The sequence below is a fragment of the Cellulosilyticum sp. genome (assembly GCF_982396655.1).
In genome coordinates this window covers 77,557-97,175 of sequence record NZ_CEVXFV010000012.1, presented here as the reverse complement: position 1 = coordinate 97,175, position 19,619 = coordinate 77,557, and the positions used below count along the sequence as shown (strand labels likewise).

The window sequence follows — 19,619 nt, the reverse complement described above, 5'->3', positions numbered from 1 at the left end:
AAAAGGTTCTGGAATGCAATGCATTCTAGAACCTTTTTGTCAACAATCTGATAGGTGCTACCCTATGGGTAGCACCTATTTTTTAAAATTTTTATAATATTTATTTCGTTTTTTACGTTGAAGTGTTTTTTGCCTAATTTTAAAAATAAGGAGTAGGAAACAAATAAAGGCAGATGTTCCTAGAATTATATACCAGAAGACTGAAAGTTTTGTGCCTTCCCATGGAGTCGTCGTAGCAAAAGGTGAAGGAGAATAGGAGATATCTTTAATAATAAGTTTATCTGTACGTAATTTTTCACTACCATAGAGGTATGTAATCTCACCAATTTCATCACCTACTTGACTGCCAAGAGGTACATAGTTTGGAAGACTTAAGCTAGTTGTAATATCTTTAGCTGTGATTGAATTGTGCACTAAAACAGATGTATCTTCTGTGAGCCCAATGCTACAATTACCAGCTTGATAGTTTTTACCACTTTTTACACTATAGAGTGGTAATGTTGTTAGGGTATCTGTAGCTGAGTGAAGTGCTAATGGACTATAAGAATCAAAACCATAATCTAATAAGGTAGCAGTATCATCATAATAGGTAGCCTTTTCGCCTTTTAAGATGACTGCAACTAAAGTGGTATCATCACGTCGTGCGATAGTCACAAGTGTGTGTCGTGCTTCGTCTGTAAAGCCGGTTTTACCCCCAATTACATCTTTACGGTAGTATTTAGGGTTCTTTGTTGGATTGAGCATACTATGCTGTTGATACAAATAACGAATTTCGTCGGTTTTATTCGTACCAGGAATCTGATAGGTGGTATCTTTCATAATATCTAGAAAGTAATCATTATAAGCTAAATAACTGGCGATGAGAGCCATGTCATAGGCTGTTGTATAATGATTAGAATCATGAAGGCCATGAGGATTTACAAAGTTTGTATTTTGCGCACCTAATTCTTTGGCACGCACAGTCATACGGTTGGCAAAGTTTTCAATAGAGCCGCTTACAGCTTCAGCTAAACCATTAGCGACTTCGTTAGCAGACATTAAAAGAAGGCCATGAAGTGCTTGGTCTACAGTAATCTGCTCCCCAACATCAAGACCAATGTGGCTACTGCCACGCTCAATGCCAAAGATTGCTTCATGCGAAAAGGTAATTGTATCCGTTGGCGTAAGGTTTTCTATAGCTAATAAAGCTGTCATTAATTTAGTAATACTTGCTGGATATTGTTTGCTATACCCATTTTTTTCATATAAAACAGTTTTTGAATTGGCATCTATTAAAATAGCGGATTCCGCTGTAATAGTTGGTAATTGGTCTGTAGGTTGTGTAACTTCTTCAGCCTGCAAGGTAGTGAAGCTAAAGTTGAAAACACAAATCATAAGTAGTAAGCTAATCATCGATTTTAATTTCATATAAAGAACTCCTTTCATTAGATTAAGTATATCAGATTTTTTCAAATTTAGGTAGATAAAGTGTCTATTTCATTAAAAATCCGTTAACACTTTGTAATAGAGGTGATTATATGCTAAAATTATTGAAGCAATATAAGTTTATTATATTAGTCCTATTGGTTTGCTTAATTGGTATAGGGGGCATTGCTTATGAAAAAAGTACATCACAAGAGTTTTTATTAGAAACAGAGCTGCCACAAGAAGCAGTAGTACAAGCTGAAGAACTATCCTCTGAGGGAGCCAAGGAGATTATAAGTTTAGAGCAAGCTCAGGAAAGTGAAAATATACAAATAGAAAGCACATTTAAGGCACCTCAGATTGTACCTATTTATATATGTGGTGCAGTCCAGAATCCAGGAGTATATTACATGGCAGATAATGCTCTTATAAATGAGGTTATTCAGATTAGTGGTGGCTTCACAGAAGAAGCGAATACAGAGTATTTAAATTTAGCAAGTCCTATACAAGCCAATGGAAAAATTGTTGTACCCAAAAAAGGTGAAGAAATTGACAAAAGTTTGGATTCGTACGACAATAAAGAAAGTATCATGACTGAAACTGCTAATATAGCACCAGCAATATTACAAGATAATGTACAGTGCATTAATATTAATTTAGCATCAGAGCAAGAACTTATGAGTTTGCCAGGAATTGGCGAAAAGAAGGCAGCAGCCATTAAAGCTTATAGGGAAGCAAATGGAGGCTTTAAAGAAATTAGCGAGTTAACAAAGGTAGATGGCATAGGCAATAAAACCTTTGAAAACATACAAGAGCTTATTATAGTGCAATAGGAGGAGAAGGGATGAACAGCAAAATTTTAGTTGTTGATGATGAAAGATTAATTGTAAAGGGTATTAAGTTTAGCCTTGAACAAGAAGGATGGGAAGTGGATGCGGCCTACGATGGCGAGGAAGCGTTGAATTATGTGAGAAGTAATAAATACGATGTAATGATTTTAGATGTGATGCTTCCAAAATATGATGGTCTGCAAGTTTGTCAACTTGTACGTGAATTTTCAAATATTCCAATCATTATGCTCACAGCAAAAGGTGAGGATATGGATAAGATTATGGGACTTGAGTATGGGGCTGATGACTATGTGACAAAACCATTTAATATTCTAGAACTTAAAGCACGTATCAAAGCAATTTTAAGACGTTCTAACCATAGTGAAAAAGAAACAAATAAAAAGACAATTGAAGTAGGGGATCTTAGACTTGAAGTAAATAGCCGTCGTTTATTTATTAAAAATCAGGAAATCAATTTAACGGCTAAAGAATTTGATATGCTAGAGCTTTTTGCAACTCATCCAGGCAAAGTATATAGTCGTGATCAACTTTTAGATACGATTTGGGGAAGAGAATATCCTGGAGATGTACGTACAGTAGATGTACATGTGAGAAGGCTTCGTGAAAAAATTGAACCAAATCCAGGCCAACCTGAATACATTTACACAAAATGGGGGGTAGGTTACTATTTTAAAGATTAAGATGAAGTGGTTCCAAAGTTTAAGATGGAAACTTTTAATATTATTTTTTATTGTAAGTTATATGCCGCTTGTAATTTTTTCAACGGTGGTATTAGATCGTATGGAAACATACTTTGTGAGCCAAAAGGAAAAAGATCTTTTAAGCAAGGCAAATCGTATTGCTGTAGAGATTAAAGAAGGTAATTATCTGACTGCAGATGAGAAGTATAACAGTTTTGCTGCACTAATTCAAAATCGTAGTAGCGAAAGTGATATGAATTGTCGTATCTTAGTGGTTGATAGTAATGGTATAGTTGTAGCAGACTCAAGCTATGCTGCTTTGAATAAGACAGTGATGACCCCACTTGTTTTTTCTGCACTAAATACAACAGCAAATGAGGGGGTTCAAAAGGATAGCGAAAATCCTATTTTAACGGCTGCTGTATCTGTTGTCGATAAGGATAACAAAGAAGTGATTCGCGGTGCTGTTATTTTATCGGCAAATATTGAAAGTGTATATGATCCGGTAAAAGAAATGAGAAATCAAGTGTATATTATAGCACTTATTGTAGGACTGCTTGTAGGTGTATTAAGCTTTGTGACGGCATCTTTTATTACAAAGCCGCTTAAGAGTTTAATGAAGGTCGTACAAAAGATGACTATGGGACAAATGGAGCAAAAGGTAGAGGTCGTAGGCAAAGATGAAATTGCAGAGCTAGGTCATGCTTTTAATCATATGGTAGAGCAATTACAACGTGTGGAACAATCAAGACAAGAGTTTGTATCTAACGTTTCTCATGAGCTTAAAACACCGCTATCTTCTATTAAAGTTCTAACAGAATCCCTTATTTTTCAAGAAAATGCACCTGTAGAAATGTACCAGGAATTCTTTGAAGATATTAACTCAGAAGTGGACCGCTTAAATAATATTATTACGGATTTACTTACCTTAGTACGTCTAGATCAACGTGAAATTCCGCTTAATATTACCAATATTGACGTGAATGAAATGACACAAAATATTTTAAAACGTCTTATTCCATTAGCAAAACGTAAAGAAATTAAGTTGATTTATGAAAGTCACAAAGATATTATAGCTGAAATTGATGAAGTGAAATTTACGTTAGCTCTTTCTAACCTTATTGAAAATGCCATTAAGTATACGGCTAATGGCGGAGAGGTTAAGGTTATTTTACAAAGTGACTTACAGGATGCTTTTATTACAGTACAGGATACTGGAATTGGTATAGCAAAAGAAGAGCAATCTAAGATCTTTGAACGTTTTTATCGTACAGATAAGACACGAAATCGTGAGACAGGTGGTACTGGACTTGGACTTGCTATTACGTACAAAACTGTTGTCATGCATAATGGTGCTATTCAGGTGGAAAGTGAAGAAGGCGTAGGTTCTATCTTTACAGTACAAATTCCACTACGCCATGTATGGGAAGGAGGACGATAGATGAAAAGCATTAAAAAATATTTAATTCTCCTTTTAAGCCTTCTTCTTGTTTTGAGCACAATTGGCTGTACGAGTGACAAAGTTGCCTCAAAGGTGCCTGAAACACCACCTATTTATTTCTTTGATACAGCTAAGGAAAAATTATTCTTAGAAAATTTAGATGTAAGTTTTTTAGATCAAAAAACAGAAGATGAGCAGATTAAATTTATATTAGAATCATTAGCGTCAGGACCTAAAATTACAACGTTGCCAACTGTCGTAGAGATGCCTATTCGAAGTGCAAATCATGATGGTAATAAAATTACCATTGATTTTGAAAGTCGCTATAATGAATTAAGCCCTGTACAGCGTATAGCAGTACGAGCCATGTTAGTGGCTTCATTATGTGAATTAGACTTTATTGATGGCGTGGCCTTTTCTATAGAGGGGCAACCAATGACTGGGTCCAATGGAAAAGAAATTGGACTTGTTAAAACAAGTGATATCTTAACTGGCGTGATTGACCCAAATCAAGCGACATCTAAGCCAATTGTAACTTTATATTTTGCCAGTGAGACAGGCAGAATGCTTGTTCCTGAACAAAGACGCATTGAATTAAATAGTAATGTATTACAAGAAAAAACAATGATTGAGGAACTGATAAAAGGACCTCAAACACAGGGGCTTCTGCCAACTTTACCTGCAGAAACAATCGTCAAGGATGTAACTGTAAAAGATGGTATGTGTCAAGTAGACTTATCATTTGATTTAAAATCAAAGTTCTTTACAACACCAGAAAGTAAATATATGATGATTTATTCCATTGTCAATACACTGACGGAGTCATCTAAGATAAATAAAGTAGCCTTTTTAGTAGATGGTAAAAAAGATATAGAATTTACTAAAGACATTGACTTAAGAGAAACCTTTGTGAGAAATAACAAGATTATTGAAAAGGTTGATGCAAGTGAAACAAGATAAAAGGCCGTTAAATTTCTTTGTATTTTCTTGGACTTTAGGTTTAATAGGGGGTACTTTGTATGTTAATGACATACAAAGTGGCCCTCTTTTTTGTGCAGTAATAAGTATTTTATTAGTAGGATGTTATTATTATTTCGGTAAGAAGCGACTTATGTTATTTGTAATAGGTTTTTTACTAGGAATGGCTATGTTAGTACTGCACCCTACAACCCGAAACTTAGGGAAGCTGAAGGTAGATGAGAAAATTACCTTAGAGGGTAAGGTAGAAGAAATACAAAAAACTGAATATGGTCAAAATCTCATATTAAGGGATATTGTTTTACAACATATGGCATTACAGGGAAAAGTACAAGTTCAGGTTTCTTTAAGTCAAAATATTTTTGAGGGAGAGCGGTTACAAGTTATAGGAGGTGTAAAAGCATTCCCAGTCCCCATGAATCCTAGTGATTTTGATTATGGGCAGTATCTAAAGGGAAAAAATGTAGTAGGTGTTATTAAAGCAAAATCATGTGAAAGTTTAGGGGGGAAGCCAAATGTTCTGATACAGCTTAGAATATATTTAGTGGGCTGCCTAGAAGACATTTTCAAGGGGCAAGATGAAGGGATTATGCAGGCAGCGCTATTAGGAGATGATGCAGCATTAGTTGATGAAACACAAAGTTTGTACAGTGCAGTTGGTATTGGCCATATATTATGTGTTTCGGGATTTCATGTAGCATTAATAGTTGGATTTTTATTAGGTTTTAGTGCATATGTAGGAATTCCTTATACAAAGCGTTATGTTTTCGTAATAAGTGGCATATGGCTATATACACTATTGACCGGGATGGCAACGTCTACAGTACGTGCAAGTGTAATGGCAACGCTTGTGATGCTTTCAAGAATTTTATGGGAAGAGGAGGATTTTTGGATAAGCATAGGGCTGAGTGCTTTTTTAATTTTACTGTGGCGGCCATACAGCATTTTTAGCATGGGATTTCAGCTTTCATTTGGAGCAGTGATAGCGATTGGAATCAGTCAGATTTATCTTAAAAGATGGGAAAAAGAATGGATTGGGCTTAAAAAGAAGTTTCTAAAGGTTGTAATACCATGGATTACCATTAGTTTGCTGACAAGTCCAATTATAGCTTTTTATTATTATGAAATTCCTTTTTTAAGTAGTGTGCTTAATTTGATAATTTTACCATTATTTTCGCTCATTATTGTATTAGGATGGTGTATATTAGGCATACACCTTATAGGCATACCCGTTTTTGGGGTTCTTGCAAAGGGAATTATTGTGTTATTACAAGCAGTCCATATGCTTTGCAATGTAGCAGTTAAATTGCCACTAGGGACACTTTGCACAGGTAGACCATCTTTTATAGCACTTATAATGTATTATGTCGTGTTAATACTTATTGGCTTGTGGCTATATGGGATTAGGTTGCCAAAAAAGGTTTATACTATAAGTATGTTAGGCGTAGGCATGTGGTTGGGAAACTCACTTTTCTTACCCCAACTTCTGCAAATAACCTATTTATATGTAGGTCAAGGAGATGGCAGTGTGATTAAGACGCCACACCAAAAGCTAATTGTTATAGATGGTGGTCCACCGGGTAAAGGGGCGGTGGTAGAGCGCTATATTAAATACAATGGGAAGAAAGAAGTGGAAGCACTTATGGTATCCCATTCTGATAGCGATCATATAAGTGGCATTATTGAATTGGTACAAGGTGACCTAAAAATTAATCATGTTATTATTTCAAAAACAGATGAATCAGAGCTTTTAGATACGTTAATTACAGAATGTGCACGAGAAAATATTCAAGTGATTACGTTAGGCGCAGCAGATTGTTTTCAGGTGGACACAGTAGACTTTAGAATTCTAGCACCGAAAGTAAAACAAAGCGATGCCAATAACAATTCACTAGTTTGTTTAACAACCTATAAGAACTTTAAGGCGCTTTTTACGGGTGACAAGGAGAAAGAATCCGAAAGTAGTATTTATGAGGGGATTGCCCCTATTAGTTTATTAAAGGTAAGCCATCATGGCTCGAGAACGGGTACAGAAGAAAAGCTTCTTTTGAAACTACGGCCACAATATGCTATGATAAGTTGCGGGATTAATAATTTATATGGGCATCCCCATAAAGACGTATTAGACGCATTAAATACATGTCAAGTACCCTATAAACGTACAGATTTACAAGGTGCTATTTGGGCACGTACGGATGGTGAAAAAATGACTTTATATACACAAAGAGAAGCAGATGGAGAGGAAGAGTAGCATGGAAAAAATAGAGGGGTGTTATTTACTAGTTGGTCAAGATAACTGGTCAAAAGATAACTGGATTAATCAGGTAAAAAAAGAAATATTAAATGATCCAAATGATATGATGAATTACTTAGAAGCTAAAGATAAAGAAGTAATTGTAAGTAATATTATAGATTTTGCAGAAACATTACCATTTTTTGTAGATAAAAAGCTAATCTATTTAAAGGAAACAGGTCTCTTTAAAGCGGGTAAAAAAGATGAAACTGAGAAGTTTGAAGCCTTTATTCAAAAAATCCCAGATTATATAGTGCTTTTAATTGATGAAAAAGAAGTAGACAAACGTGGTAAACTTTATAAAACTATGAAGTCAAAGCATCATATTAAGGAATTTGATTATCCAGGAGAAGAGGCAGTATATAATATACTTTCAGCAAATGCTAAAGAAAAGGGCGTTATGATTGAGCAAAGTACAATGCGTTATTTCATCCGTAATATGCCAGAAAATATTCCTTATATTTTAACGGAATGGGAAAAATTATTGGGTTATATAGTAAACAATAAAGTAATTAAAGAAGATATTGATGCAGTATGTGTGTTTTCACTAGAGCAACGTGTCTTTGAAATGGTAAAAAAGATTGCTCAGCATCAAGGAGAAACTGCACTTGCAATTTACAGTAGACTGATTCAAAGTAAAGAGTCTCCTATTGGTATACTGGTGCTAATTGCAAGACAATATCGTATGCTCATGCAAGTGAAGTATTTATTAGCACAAAGAAAGCAGCCCAAAGAGATAGGTAGTGCCCTTAAAATACCATTTTTTGCAGTACAAGAAATGATTAATCAGGCACATGGTTATTCTTTTAAACAGTTAGAATCTATTGTGGGGGAGTGTTTACAAGTTGATAAGGATATTAAAACAGGTAAAATGGAAGCATCACAGCGTGTAGAGATTTTAATTATGCACTGCTTAAATACCCAATAAGGGATTTAAGCAGTGTTTTTTGGAAAATAAAAAGACCGTAGGCGCTCCTACGGTCTTTTGTATACTTAATGTCGCAAACTATGCTACAGTTTTAACTAAACGAGCTAAAGTAGATTTTTTACGAGCAGCTGTTTTCTTGTGGAAAACACCTTTTGCTGTAGCTTTATCAATAGCTTTAACAGCTACTGTTAAAGCTGCGTTTGCTGCTGCTAAATCTTTAGCTTCTACTGCTGCTCTAACTTTTTTGATTTGAGTTTTAACTGCTGAGTTGATTGCACGGTTACGTGCTGTTTTTGTTGCGATTACTAAGATACGTTTTTTTGCTGATTTAATATTTGCCATTTGGTGGCACCTCCATTCATATTCTTGGACACGGTTTGGGGAATTATGAACGGTTTCAACAGTACCCATTATATTACATATGTCCCTATAAGTCAATGTATACGTAAAAAAATAATGGTCAAACTACTTAAGAACCCGTTCATGAAACTAAAAATGATTATAAAGTATTTAAATGTTTTCGTAAAGCATTTTTTCGAATAAAAAGGAGTGAATTTATGGATAAGGTTATAAAAGACGACGGTTTTCATCCTCGTACGGACTTAGCAATTGAGATTAGTGACGCTTTAAGACTTGATAAAGATGAAGATTATCAGATTCCAGGTGTGCAAGTAGACACGAAATCCTTAGAAGAAGGACAGATTACAATCACCCGAGTAAGGGTGCTAGATGAAACAGGGGAAGAAAGTATGGGTAAGCCCAAAGGGGATTACATTACTATTGAATCTAAAGCTATTAAAGAGAATGATCCGCCTATGCATGAAAAAGTTATAGAAGTGCTTTCTGAAGCAATTAGAAGTTTATTGCCAGATAAAAAGGGACCAGACTTAAGTGTACTTGTTATTGGATTAGGAAATCGTTTCGCCACGCCAGATACATTAGGACCTAAAGTAGCTAATAAGGTTTTTGTAACACGTCATATTGCTATAAGGGCCCCAGAAGCTTTAGAGGATTCTCTATGTCACTTAAGTAGTCTTGCACCCGGTGTTATGGGACTTACAGGTATTGAAACCGCAGAGATTATACGCGGTGTAGCTGAAAATGTTAAACCAGACTGTATTATTGCTATAGATGCTTTAGCTGCTAGGAATGCTGCACGTATTAATGCAACAATTCAAGTAACAGATACAGGTATTTCTCCAGGAGCAGGTGTAGGAAATTGTCGCAAACAATTAAATGAAGAAACACTAGGGTGTAAAGTTATTGCGATTGGTGTTCCTACAGTGGTGGATACAGCAACATTATTATCCGATGCTTTAGGAGAACTGATTAAAGCTATGCTCAAACAAGCTGAACATTCCCCACTTTATGATATGTTAAAAGATTTAAGTGAGAAGGAACAATATGAGCTTATTCGTGAGACATTGTACCCTGAAATTAGAGATTTATTTGTGACACCAAAAGAAATTGATGAAATCATAGAGTATTTAGCAAGTATTATTGCAAATGGTATTAATATAGGAGTACATCCAGGTATGTCACTACAAGATATTAATAAATATACGTATTAATCATAGGCCTATTTTATAATACAAATGTTATATCTATAAATTTAAGTTATTTTAACTTTTTAATTTAAGAGAGTTTTAATAGCATTTTAGTCATAAATGTAAAGACAAGTTTATAGAATAATAAAGAGTATACAAAGGGGGAGGCGTAGGTAATGATGCATGCGTTAGAAAAGATAAAAAAGGAACCTATCAAATATTGGGTACTGTACATGATACTGATAGGTTCCTTGATTAGCAATTTGTGTGAAATGGAAAAACAAGGGATACATCCAGGAAATTATTTTATAAGGATGAGCAGCCCAGCTGTAGGGCAAGCACTTACTGACGAGGATGAAAGTAGTTTTTGGAAAAACTATGGTTACCAGTTCACACAAATTAGGTGGGAAGAGCCACTTTCAATCATTGTAAACGCCATACCTTATTTGAAGTTTAGTCATTTATTTTCAGATTACTTTGAGCAAAATGAAGTAACTTTTGATACAAGTGGTCTTCCGGAAGAAAAGCAGGGGCCTAAAGTAGATTTTAGTGAGGAGTTACCAACAGCCAAAGAGGTAGAAGTACCGCTTGAGAAATATAAAGATTATTACTACGTCCTTAAAAATTTCATGACAGGTGATGGGAGCTTAGGTCTTGATATTGATATTTTAAAAGAATGGAATTTTTATGAACTAATGAAAAAGAAGATTACAATAGATGAACATATAGAAGGTCCTAAGGTACTTATTTTTCATACACATGCTAGAGAAAAGTATATGGGTGGGCAGAGTGTAGTAGATATAGGAGAGGGTTTAAAACAAGTATTAGAGAACAAATATGGTATAGAGGTCATGCATGTTACCGAAGAATTTTATGCGACTGATAATACAAGTGGTGGTGTTGATGGTAGTGAATATGAACGTATGGAACCCCGTATAAGGGAAATATTAGAAGCAAATCCTTCAATTCAAGTTGTAATGGATTTACACCGAGACGGCATTAGTGATAATGTACGTTTGGTAACAGATATAAATGGTAAGCAGACGGCACAAGTTATGTTTGTAAATGGTTTGTGCTTGAATAGGAATTTAGCAGGTGAAGTGGTACATAAAGAAGGCCTCAAAAATCCTTATCTAGCAGATAACCTAGCTTTTTCTATGCAAGCAGTAGCGATAGGACATGAATATTACCCTGGTTTACTTCGAAAGATATACTGTAAGGAGTATCGCTATAGCACGCACATGTGTCCTAATTCATTACTTATAGAAATAGGCGCTCAAACCAATACTGGAGAAGAAGCAATGAATGCGGTGGAGCCTTTAGCCGATATTTTAGCAAAGGTGTTACAAAAAGATTAATGTAAAAACATTGATAGAAAAACTAAGGCTATGCTATAATGAAACGAAAAGAATAGACAAAAGGAATAAGGAGGGGCAAAATGTCTCTTTCAAAGCAAGAAAAAATAAGAAATTTTTGTATTATCGCCCATATCGATCATGGTAAAAGTACACTTGCCGATCGTATCATTCAGATGACAGGTACTTTAACAGAGAGAGAAATGCAAGCACAAGTTTTAGATAACATGGATTTAGAGCGTGAACGTGGGATTACTATTAAATCACAAGCTGTACGTCTTGTTTATAAAGCAAAAGATGGCGAAGAGTATATTTTTAACTTAATTGATACACCAGGACATGTCGACTTCAACTATGAAGTATCACGAAGCCTCGCTGCATGTGAAGGTGCAATTCTAGTAGTAGATGCTGCGCAAGGTATTGAAGCACAAACGCTTGCTAATGTATATTTAGCGTTAGAGCATGATCTTGAAATTATGCCAGTTATTAATAAAGTAGACCTTCCAAGTGCAGATCCAGACCGTGTAAAAGCAGAAATTGAAGATATCATCGGACTTGATGCGTCAGAAGCACCACTCATTTCAGCTAAAACAGGTCTTAATGTTGAAGATGTATTAGAACAAATTGTAAAAGTTGTGCCGCCACCAAAAGGTGATGCTAATGCGCCACTTCAAGCACTTGTTTTTGACTCTTTATATGATCCATATAAAGGTGTTATTATCTTCTGCCGTGTGAAAGAAGGTCAAGTAAAAAAAGGCATGAAAATCCGCATGATGGCAACAAATGCAGAATTTGATGTTGTAGAAGTAGGGACATTTGGTGCAGGCCAGTTTAGACCAAATGAGGCAGGGCTTATGCCTGGCGAAGTAGGTTATATTACTGCAAGTATTAAAAATGTACAAGATACACACGTAGGGGATACTGTAACAGATGCTAATAATCCAGCACAAGCACCACTTCCAGGGTACAAACAAGTTAACCCAATGGTATACTGTGGACTTTATCCAGCAGATGGGGCAAAATATGGAGACCTTCGTGATAGCTTAGAAAAACTCCAACTTAACGATGCAGCACTTGTATTTGAACCAGAAACATCTATTGCTTTAGGATTTGGTTTCCGTTGTGGATTCTTAGGACTTCTTCACATGGAAATTATTCAGGAGCGTTTAGAGCGCGAATACAATTTAGACCTTGTTACAACAGCACCAAACGTTATTTACAAAGTGCATAAAACAGATGGTGAAGTACTTGAACTTTCAAACCCAGCAAATCTGCCAGATCCATCAAATATTGACTTTATGGAAGAACCAATGGTATCAGCTAAAATCATCGTACCATCTGAATACGTAGGAGCAGTTATGGATTTATGCCAAGAACGTCGTGGTATTTACTTTGGTATGGAGTATTTAGAAGCAACTCGTGCGGTCCTTTCGTATGACTTACCACTTAATGAAATCATTTATGACTTCTTTGATGCCCTTAAATCACGTACACGTGGTTATGCATCATTTGACTATGAATTATCTAGCTACCAAGAATCAAAACTTGTTAAGTTAGATATCTTAGTTAACCGTGAAGTAGTGGATGCTCTTTCACTTATTGTGCATGAAAGTAATGTGGTAAGCAAAGGTCGTAAAATCACAGAAAAACTTAAAAAAGAGATTCCGAAACATCTCTTCGAAATTCCAATTCAAGCAGCAGTTGGAAATAAAGTTATTGCAAGAGAAACAATTAGCGCCATGCGTAAAGACGTACTTGCAAAATGTTATGGTGGGGATATCTCACGTAAACGTAAACTTCTTGAAAAACAAAAAGAAGGTAAGAAACGTATGCGTCAAGTAGGTAACGTAGAAGTACCACAAGAAGCCTTCATGAGCGTACTTAAATTAGATGAATAAAAAATTTAAAGTGTTAAAAATTAAAATTAAAAGAGGAACTTAAAATGGAAATCGGGCTTTATATTCATATCCCATTTTGTACATCAAAATGTTTTTATTGTGATTTCTTATCTTTTCCTAAAGAAGAGATGCAGGAAGCTTATATAAATGCTTTAGTTAAAGAAGTCGAAAACTATGGGAAAATGTTAGATGCTGCGGTAGCTATTAAGTCTATCTTTATAGGTGGTGGTACCCCAACGGTACTACCGCCTTTTTTATTAGACAAACTAGCAGCAACTATTACAAAAAACTTTAAATTAATACCAAATGCAGAGTGGACCATCGAGGCGAATCCAGGAACACTGACTAAAGAAAAAGTAGAAGTCATTGCAAAATATCCGATAAATCGTATTAGCATGGGACTTCAGACGACGCATGATTATCTTCTAAGGAAGATTGGCAGAAAACATACCTTTAAAGATTGGGAAGAAAGCTTACATCTTGTCAAGACTTATACAAATTGTGCAGTCAATGCAGATTTAATGTTTGCATTACCAGGTCAAACTTTAGAGGAATTTAAGCAAACACTTGAAACAGTCACAAAATATGATTTGGAGCATCTGTCTGTTTATGCCCTCATTATTGAAGAAGGGACTTGCTTTGGGAAGCGTTATGAAGAAGGTAAATTAGAAGAAGTGTCAGAGGAATTGGACCGTGAGATGTATCATTTAGCCCAGAGCTATTTAAAGCAATGCGGTTATCATCAATATGAAATTTCTAACTGGGCAAAACCTCATAAAGAATGCCAGCATAATATTGTATATTGGCAACGCATACCTTATTTAGGATTAGGGCTTGGGGCAAGAAGTCTTTGGAACAATATCCGTTATGCTAATGAAGAAAATCTTAAGGCGTATATTGAAGCAGCAGGAGATGTCCACAAAATTCGTCATGAAGAAGAAAAACTGACAGAAGAAATGTGTATGGAAGAATATATGTTTCTAGGTTTAAGACTCCTTGAAGGCATTTCAGAAGATGACTTTGAAAAACAGTTTGGACAATCTGTCTGGGATGTTTATGAAGAGCAATTAAATAAATGGATAAAATACAAGGTTCTTGTAAAAGATAAAGGTAGGATAAAATTGACGCCTTATGGCCTAGATGTATGCAATGAAGTGTTTAGTTCATTTCTTATGACATAACAAAGTCCGAATTAACAGGGATTTGCTAAGGCAAAATCTTGCTAATTCGGACTTTGTAAATATATGTAATAATTTTTAAAAATAATTGCAGAAGGTTATTGACAATTATATTAAGAAGTGATATCTTTAGATTGTAGTTAGCACTCGGCTTTAGTGAGTGCTAACAAAAAGAAGGAAGTGATGATATGGATATGAATGAACGTAAGCTAAGAATACTAGAAGCCATCATTCGTGATTATATCCAAACAGGTGAGCCTGTTGGTTCAAGAACCATTTCTAAAAAGTATGACTTGGGCGTAAGCTCAGCGACAATTCGTAATGAAATGGCAGATCTTGAAGAGCTTGGTTTCATTGTGCAACCCCACACTTCCGCTGGAAGAATACCTTCAGATAAAGGTTATCGCCTTTATGTAGATGGCATGATGCAACGTACAAATATTAGTCCAGATGTGGCAAAAATCATTGGGAATATGATTCAACAGAAAATTACACGCATTGATGATTTAGTTGAAGAAACTGCAAAGCTTATCGCAATGCTTACCAATTGTGCCACTATTGCATCGACACCGCCTATTAGTCAAGTGCGTATTAAGCACTTACAGCTTGTTCCGGTGGATGAACAAAGTGTGGTCTGTGTTATAGTTACAGACACTAATAGTGTGAAAAATCACATGATTAGCACACCGAAAGCTTTAGATGCTAATATTTGTATGGCACTTACAAATATTCTTAACGAGAGTCTAAAGGGCAATGCACTGAGTCAAATTAGTTTAGACAAGATTCGTTTATCAATTGAAGAAAAAATGAAAGAATATGGTGGTATTGCAAGCAGCGTTTTAGATGCTATTGCCAATACTTTAAAAGAAAGAGATTTACCGAATATCTTCATACGCGGTGCCAATAACATTCTTGATTTTCAGGAATTTAATGATAAAGAGAAGGCGAGAGAACTGTTTAAACTTTTAGAAGAAAAACCATATCTTGCAAAAATCTTAGATCATAATCCACCAAATCAGATTACAATTCGTATTGGTGAAGAAAATACTTTGACACCGATGAAAGATTGCAGTGTCGTAACAACAAGTTACAGCATTGGTGAATATACCATTGGTAACATTGGTATTATAGGACCAACACGTATGAATTATAGTGAGGTAGTCTCAGTGTTAGAATATGTTTCTCATCATATTACAAATATGCTAAGAGGACTTAATGATGGTGATACAAAGGCATAACAACAAGGTGTAACTAAAACATAAACGTTCTTAGTAGGAAGGGTGAAACAATGGAAGAAAATAAAGATTTAGAACAACCATTACAGCAAGAAGAAGTAGCAGCAGAGCAAACAGTAGAAGCTGAATCTTCAGAGGTAGAAGCTAAAGAAGAAAGCACAGCAGAAGAAACAAAAGCTGAAGATAAAGCTGCCGAATATTTAGATCGTCTTCAACGTTTAATGGCAGAGTTCGATAACTATAGAAAACGTAGCGAAAAAGAAAAGTCAGATGCTTATGATTTCGCTGTAAGTAACACTGTAGCAGAGTTATTACCAATTATTGATAACTTTGAACGTGCTCTTAAGATTGATAGTACAGATAAAGCATTATATGCAGGTGTACAAATGATTTATAAACAACTTATGAGTGCACTTGAAAATTTAAAAGTAACACCTATTGAAGCACTTGATAAAGAATTCGATCCAAAGCTTCATAATGCAATTATGCACATAGATGATGAAGCATATGGGGAGAATATCATTGTTGAAGAACTTCAAAAAGGATATTTATATAAAGAAAAAGTAATTAGACATAGTATGGTTAAAGTAGCCAATTAATGATAGGAGGAATTAATCATGGGTAAAATAATAGGAATTGACTTAGGAACAACAAACTCTTGTGTATCAGTAATGGAAGGTGGAAAACCAGTTGTTATCGTAAATGCAGATGGTAATAGAACAACTCCTTCAGTTGTAGGTTTCAGTAAAACAGGTGAAAGACTTGTAGGGGACGTAGCAAAACGTCAAGCTGTTACAAATCACGAAAGAACAGTTATTTCAATTAAACGTCATATGGGTACAGATTACAAAGTAAACATTGATGACAAAGCATTCTCACCACAAGAAATTTCAGCAATTATTCTTCAAAAATTAAAAGCAGATGCTGAAGCTCATCTTGGTGAAAGTGTAACAGAAGCTGTTATTACAGTTCCGGCTTACTTCACAGATAGCCAAAGACAAGCAACAAAAGATGCTGGTCGCATTGCTGGTCTTGATGTAAAACGTATCATCAACGAACCAACAGCAGCAGCACTTGCTTACGGTCTTGATAACGAGCACGAACAAAAAATCATGGTTTATGACCTTGGTGGTGGTACATTTGATGTATCTGTAATCGACATCGGTGATGGTGTTATCGAAGTACTTGCTACAAGTGGTGATAATCACCTTGGTGGAGATGACTTCGACCAAAAAATCATTGATTTCTTAGTAGAAGAATTCAAAAAACAAGAAGGCATTGACCTTTCAACAGATAAAGTTGCTATGCAACGTTTAAAAGAAGCTGCTGAAACAGCTAAAAAAGAACTTTCACAAAAAACAAGTGCAAACGTTTTAATTCCATTCATCTGCAGTGGTGGTCAAAGCTTAGACGTAACAATTACAAGAGCTAAATTTGATGAATTAACAGCTGACCTTGTAGAACGTACAATGGGACCAGTTAGAACAGCTTTAAATGATGCAGGTCTTAATGCTTCAGAACTTGACAAAGTATTATTAGTTGGTGGTTCAACACGTATTCCTGCTGTTCAAGATGCTGTTAAACGTATCACAGGTAAAGAACCATTCAAAGGAATTAACCCAGATGAATGTGTAGCTGTAGGTGCTGCAATTCAAGGTGGTAAACTTTCAGGTGAAGCTGGTTCAGGCGATATTCTTCTTCTTGACGTAACACCTCTTACACTTGGTATTGAAACAATGGGTGGTGTAGCAACACCAGTTATTCCTAAAAATACAACAATCCCAACTAAAAAATCACAAGTGTTCTCAACAGCAGCAGATAACCAACCAGCAGTTGATATTCATGTTGTTCAAGGTGAAAGACCAATGGCTAATGACAACAAAACACTTGGTAACTTCAAATTAGATGGTATTATGCCAGCTCCACGTGGTGTACCTCAAATCGAAGTAACATTCGATATCGATGCAAATGGTATCGTAAAAGTATCTGCTAAAGACCTTGGAACAGGTAAAGAACAACACATCACAATTACAGCTAGTACAAACCTTAGTGATGAAGAAATCGAAAAAGCTGTAAAAGAAGCAGAACAATTTGCTGAAGCAGATAAAAAACGTAAAGAAGCAATCGACACAAAAAATGAAGCAGATTCAATGGTATTCCAAACAGAAAAAATGATGAAAGATATGGAAGACAAACTTGAAGCTGATGATAAAGCTAAAGTAGAAGCTGCACTTACAAAATTAAAAGATCTTAATGACAAAGCAGTAGTTGGTCAAATGACTGATGAACAAGTTGCTGAACTTAAAGCTGCTAAAGAAGAACTTACACAAGTATTCTACAGTATCTCAGAAAAAGTATACAGCCAAGCACAAGCTGCACAAGGTGCTGGGGCAGGCCCAGATATGAATGCAGGTAATGCACATGCTCAAGATGACGATGTCATTGATGCTGATTTTAAAGAAGAATAAAAATTAATGCATGGAAACGGTCAAAGAGCATTCTCTTTGACTGTTTCTGTACGTTTAATATATAATTGATAGAGAAAAAGTGACGCAATGTCTCTATACGTTATATTTAACGTATGGAAAGCATTGGGCATATTTTATAAAGAGATTGGTGTGATACTCTTAGGAGACATATAAGCACGATCTTGGCAAATTTTAATAGTGGTGGTGACAAGCGTGGATAAAAGAGATTATTATGAGGTCCTAGGCGTATCTAAGTCGGCCTCAGATGCAGAAATTAAAAAAGCATATAGAAAATTAGCAAAGCAATACCATCCAGATGCAAATCCGGATAACAAAGAAGCAGAAGCAAAATTCAAAGAAATAACAGAAGCTTATGAAGTATTAAGTGATGCTGACAAGAAATCAGCATATGATCGTTATGGTCATGCCGCCTTTGAAAACGGTGGTGCAGGTGGTGCAAGCGGCTTTGGCGGCTTTAGTGGCGACTTTGACATCAACGACATCTTTGATATGTTTGGTGGCGGCTTTGGCGGTTTCGGTGGTGGCGGTGGACGACGCCGTCCAAGAGGTCCACAGCCAGGTGCTGATATCAGACAAACAATCCAAATTACATTTGAAGAAGCGGCTTTTGGATGTGAAAAAGAAATTTCAATTAATACATCAGAACTTTGCGGTACATGTCATGGCTCAAAAGCAAAACCTGGCACATCAACGACAACATGTTCAAAATGTGGTGGTACAGGGCAAATTCATGTAACACAACGTACGATTTTAGGTGCAATGCAAACAGTTCAAACTTGTGATGCCTGTCATGGCGAAGGCAAAGTAGTGAAAGAACCATGTCCAACATGTCATGGTCATGGTAAAGTAAGAACAGTTAAAAAAGTTACAATTAATATCCCAGCAGGTATTGATCATGGCCAAACACTCCGTGTGGCTGGTAAAGGAGAAGCAGGAGATGCAGGTGCACCAGCAGGTGATTTACTTGTAACAGTTTCTGTTAAAGCGCATGGTGTATTTGAAAGACGTGGCAACGATGTTTATATGCGTATGCCAATTAGTTTTGCGCAAGCTGCACTTGGTGCAGAACTTTCAATTCCTACATTAGACGGTAATGTGAAGTTTACAATTCAACCAGGTACACAAACATCTTCTAAATTTAGATTACAAGGGAAAGGTATTCCAAGTCTTCAAAATAAACGTCATCGTGGTGACCAGTATGTAGAGGTTTATGTTGTAGTACCTAAGAATTTAACAGAAAAACAAAAGAGCATTTTGAGAGAATTTGAACCAGAAGAAGGCGCACAAGCTGAAGAATCTAAAAAAGGTTGGAAGCACATCTTTAAGAAATAATTAAGAGCCC

16 protein-coding genes are annotated in these 19,619 nt (G+C 35.8%); 14 read left to right on the top strand and 2 right to left on the bottom strand.

What is annotated here, in order from left to right; translation table 11 throughout:
• Nucleotides 1–75 precede the first annotated feature (75 nt).
• Nucleotides 76–1,407: a D-alanyl-D-alanine carboxypeptidase family protein gene (locus tag AC1VAQ_RS07515; protein ID WP_302597749.1), complete on the bottom strand. Its 1,332-nt coding sequence runs from the start codon at nucleotides 1,405–1,407 to the stop codon at nucleotides 76–78.
• Nucleotides 1,408–1,517: 110 nt separating this feature from the next.
• Between AC1VAQ_RS07515 and AC1VAQ_RS07510 the strand changes: the two genes are divergently transcribed.
• The 6 genes from AC1VAQ_RS07510 to holA are packed head-to-tail and all read left to right on the top strand — an operon-like array spanning nucleotide 1,518 to nucleotide 8,575.
• Nucleotides 1,518–2,237: a helix-hairpin-helix domain-containing protein gene (locus AC1VAQ_RS07510; RefSeq protein ID WP_302597750.1), complete on the top strand. Its 720-nt coding sequence runs from the start codon at nucleotides 1,518–1,520 to the stop codon at nucleotides 2,235–2,237.
• Between the two features lie 11 nt (nucleotides 2,238–2,248).
• Nucleotides 2,249–2,935: a response regulator transcription factor gene (locus AC1VAQ_RS07505; protein WP_302597751.1), complete on the top strand. Its 687-nt coding sequence runs from the start codon at nucleotides 2,249–2,251 to the stop codon at nucleotides 2,933–2,935.
• Nucleotide 2,936: 1 nt separating this feature from the next.
• On the top strand, nucleotides 2,937–4,376 hold the full coding sequence (locus tag AC1VAQ_RS07500) for a sensor histidine kinase (protein WP_302597752.1): 1,440 nt from the start codon (nucleotides 2,937–2,939) through the stop codon (nucleotides 4,374–4,376).
• Nucleotides 4,377–5,336, top strand: a complete 960-nt coding sequence (locus AC1VAQ_RS07495) for a GerMN domain-containing protein (RefSeq protein ID WP_479903754.1) — start codon at nucleotides 4,377–4,379, stop codon at nucleotides 5,334–5,336.
• Nucleotides 5,317–7,605, top strand: a complete 2,289-nt coding sequence (locus AC1VAQ_RS07490) for a DNA internalization-related competence protein ComEC/Rec2 (protein WP_479903755.1) — start codon at nucleotides 5,317–5,319, stop codon at nucleotides 7,603–7,605. Before AC1VAQ_RS07495 ends, AC1VAQ_RS07490 begins: the two co-directional genes overlap by 20 nt.
• Nucleotide 7,606: 1 nt before the next feature.
• Nucleotides 7,607–8,575, top strand: a complete 969-nt coding sequence (holA, locus tag AC1VAQ_RS07485; protein ID WP_302597755.1) for a DNA polymerase III subunit delta — start codon at nucleotides 7,607–7,609, stop codon at nucleotides 8,573–8,575.
• A gap of 78 nt (nucleotides 8,576–8,653) precedes the next feature.
• On the opposite strand, the gene rpsT is transcribed toward holA, so the two are convergent.
• Nucleotides 8,654–8,917: a 30S ribosomal protein S20 gene (rpsT, locus tag AC1VAQ_RS07480; protein ID WP_302597757.1), complete on the bottom strand. Its 264-nt coding sequence runs from the start codon at nucleotides 8,915–8,917 to the stop codon at nucleotides 8,654–8,656.
• Nucleotides 8,918–9,132: 215 nt separating this feature from the next.
• On the opposite strand from rpsT, the gene gpr reads away from it, so the two are divergent.
• From gpr to dnaJ, 8 genes are all read left to right on the top strand, one after another.
• On the top strand, nucleotides 9,133–10,146 hold the full coding sequence (gene gpr, locus AC1VAQ_RS07475; protein ID WP_302597758.1) for a GPR endopeptidase: 1,014 nt from the start codon (nucleotides 9,133–9,135) through the stop codon (nucleotides 10,144–10,146).
• Between the two features lie 152 nt (nucleotides 10,147–10,298).
• Nucleotides 10,299–11,480 (top strand): stage II sporulation protein P, encoded by a 1,182-nt coding sequence (locus tag AC1VAQ_RS07470; protein ID WP_302597760.1) that lies wholly within the window; start codon nucleotides 10,299–10,301, stop codon nucleotides 11,478–11,480.
• 80 nt (nucleotides 11,481–11,560) lie between these two features.
• The gene (gene lepA / locus AC1VAQ_RS07465) at nucleotides 11,561–13,375 is read left to right on the top strand and encodes a translation elongation factor 4 (protein ID WP_302597761.1); all 1,815 of its coding nucleotides are present in this window, start codon (nucleotides 11,561–11,563) and stop codon (nucleotides 13,373–13,375) included.
• 44 nt (nucleotides 13,376–13,419) lie between these two features.
• Nucleotides 13,420–14,556 (top strand): radical SAM family heme chaperone HemW, encoded by a 1,137-nt coding sequence (gene hemW, locus AC1VAQ_RS07460; protein ID WP_303244196.1) that lies wholly within the window; start codon nucleotides 13,420–13,422, stop codon nucleotides 14,554–14,556.
• Between the two features lie 185 nt (nucleotides 14,557–14,741).
• Nucleotides 14,742–15,791, top strand: coding sequence for a heat-inducible transcriptional repressor HrcA (gene hrcA, locus AC1VAQ_RS07455; protein ID WP_302597763.1), 1,050 nt, complete (start codon nucleotides 14,742–14,744; stop codon nucleotides 15,789–15,791).
• 50 nt (nucleotides 15,792–15,841) lie between these two features.
• A complete protein-coding gene (grpE, locus tag AC1VAQ_RS07450; protein ID WP_302597764.1) occupies nucleotides 15,842–16,387 on the top strand; it encodes a nucleotide exchange factor GrpE in 546 nt (181 codons plus the stop codon).
• Nucleotides 16,388–16,405: 18 nt separating this feature from the next.
• Nucleotides 16,406–18,256 (top strand): molecular chaperone DnaK, encoded by a 1,851-nt coding sequence (gene dnaK, locus AC1VAQ_RS07445; RefSeq protein ID WP_302597765.1) that lies wholly within the window; start codon nucleotides 16,406–16,408, stop codon nucleotides 18,254–18,256.
• 213 nt (nucleotides 18,257–18,469) lie between these two features.
• Nucleotides 18,470–19,609 (top strand): molecular chaperone DnaJ, encoded by a 1,140-nt coding sequence (gene dnaJ, locus AC1VAQ_RS07440; protein ID WP_302597767.1) that lies wholly within the window; start codon nucleotides 18,470–18,472, stop codon nucleotides 19,607–19,609.
• The last annotated feature ends 10 nt before the right edge of the window (nucleotides 19,610–19,619 follow it).

Coding starts and splice junctions, on each gene's coding strand:
- AC1VAQ_RS07515 (WP_302597749.1), bottom strand. CDS start 1,407: ATGAAATTAAAATCGATGATTAGCTTACTACTTATGATTTGTGTTTTC.
- AC1VAQ_RS07510 (WP_302597750.1), top strand. CDS start 1,518: ATGCTAAAATTATTGAAGCAATATAAGTTTATTATATTAGTCCTATTG.
- AC1VAQ_RS07505 (WP_302597751.1), top strand. CDS start 2,249: ATGAACAGCAAAATTTTAGTTGTTGATGATGAAAGATTAATTGTAAAG.
- AC1VAQ_RS07500 (WP_302597752.1), top strand. CDS start 2,937: ATGAAGTGGTTCCAAAGTTTAAGATGGAAACTTTTAATATTATTTTTT.
- AC1VAQ_RS07495 (WP_479903754.1), top strand. CDS start 4,377: ATGAAAAGCATTAAAAAATATTTAATTCTCCTTTTAAGCCTTCTTCTT.
- AC1VAQ_RS07490 (WP_479903755.1), top strand. CDS start 5,317: ATGCAAGTGAAACAAGATAAAAGGCCGTTAAATTTCTTTGTATTTTCT.
- holA (WP_302597755.1), top strand. CDS start 7,607: ATGGAAAAAATAGAGGGGTGTTATTTACTAGTTGGTCAAGATAACTGG.
- rpsT (WP_302597757.1), bottom strand. CDS start 8,917: ATGGCAAATATTAAATCAGCAAAAAAACGTATCTTAGTAATCGCAACA.
- gpr (WP_302597758.1), top strand. CDS start 9,133: ATGGATAAGGTTATAAAAGACGACGGTTTTCATCCTCGTACGGACTTA.
- AC1VAQ_RS07470 (WP_302597760.1), top strand. CDS start 10,299: ATGATGCATGCGTTAGAAAAGATAAAAAAGGAACCTATCAAATATTGG.
- lepA (WP_302597761.1), top strand. CDS start 11,561: ATGTCTCTTTCAAAGCAAGAAAAAATAAGAAATTTTTGTATTATCGCC.
- hemW (WP_303244196.1), top strand. CDS start 13,420: ATGGAAATCGGGCTTTATATTCATATCCCATTTTGTACATCAAAATGT.
- hrcA (WP_302597763.1), top strand. CDS start 14,742: ATGGATATGAATGAACGTAAGCTAAGAATACTAGAAGCCATCATTCGT.
- grpE (WP_302597764.1), top strand. CDS start 15,842: ATGGAAGAAAATAAAGATTTAGAACAACCATTACAGCAAGAAGAAGTA.
- dnaK (WP_302597765.1), top strand. CDS start 16,406: ATGGGTAAAATAATAGGAATTGACTTAGGAACAACAAACTCTTGTGTA.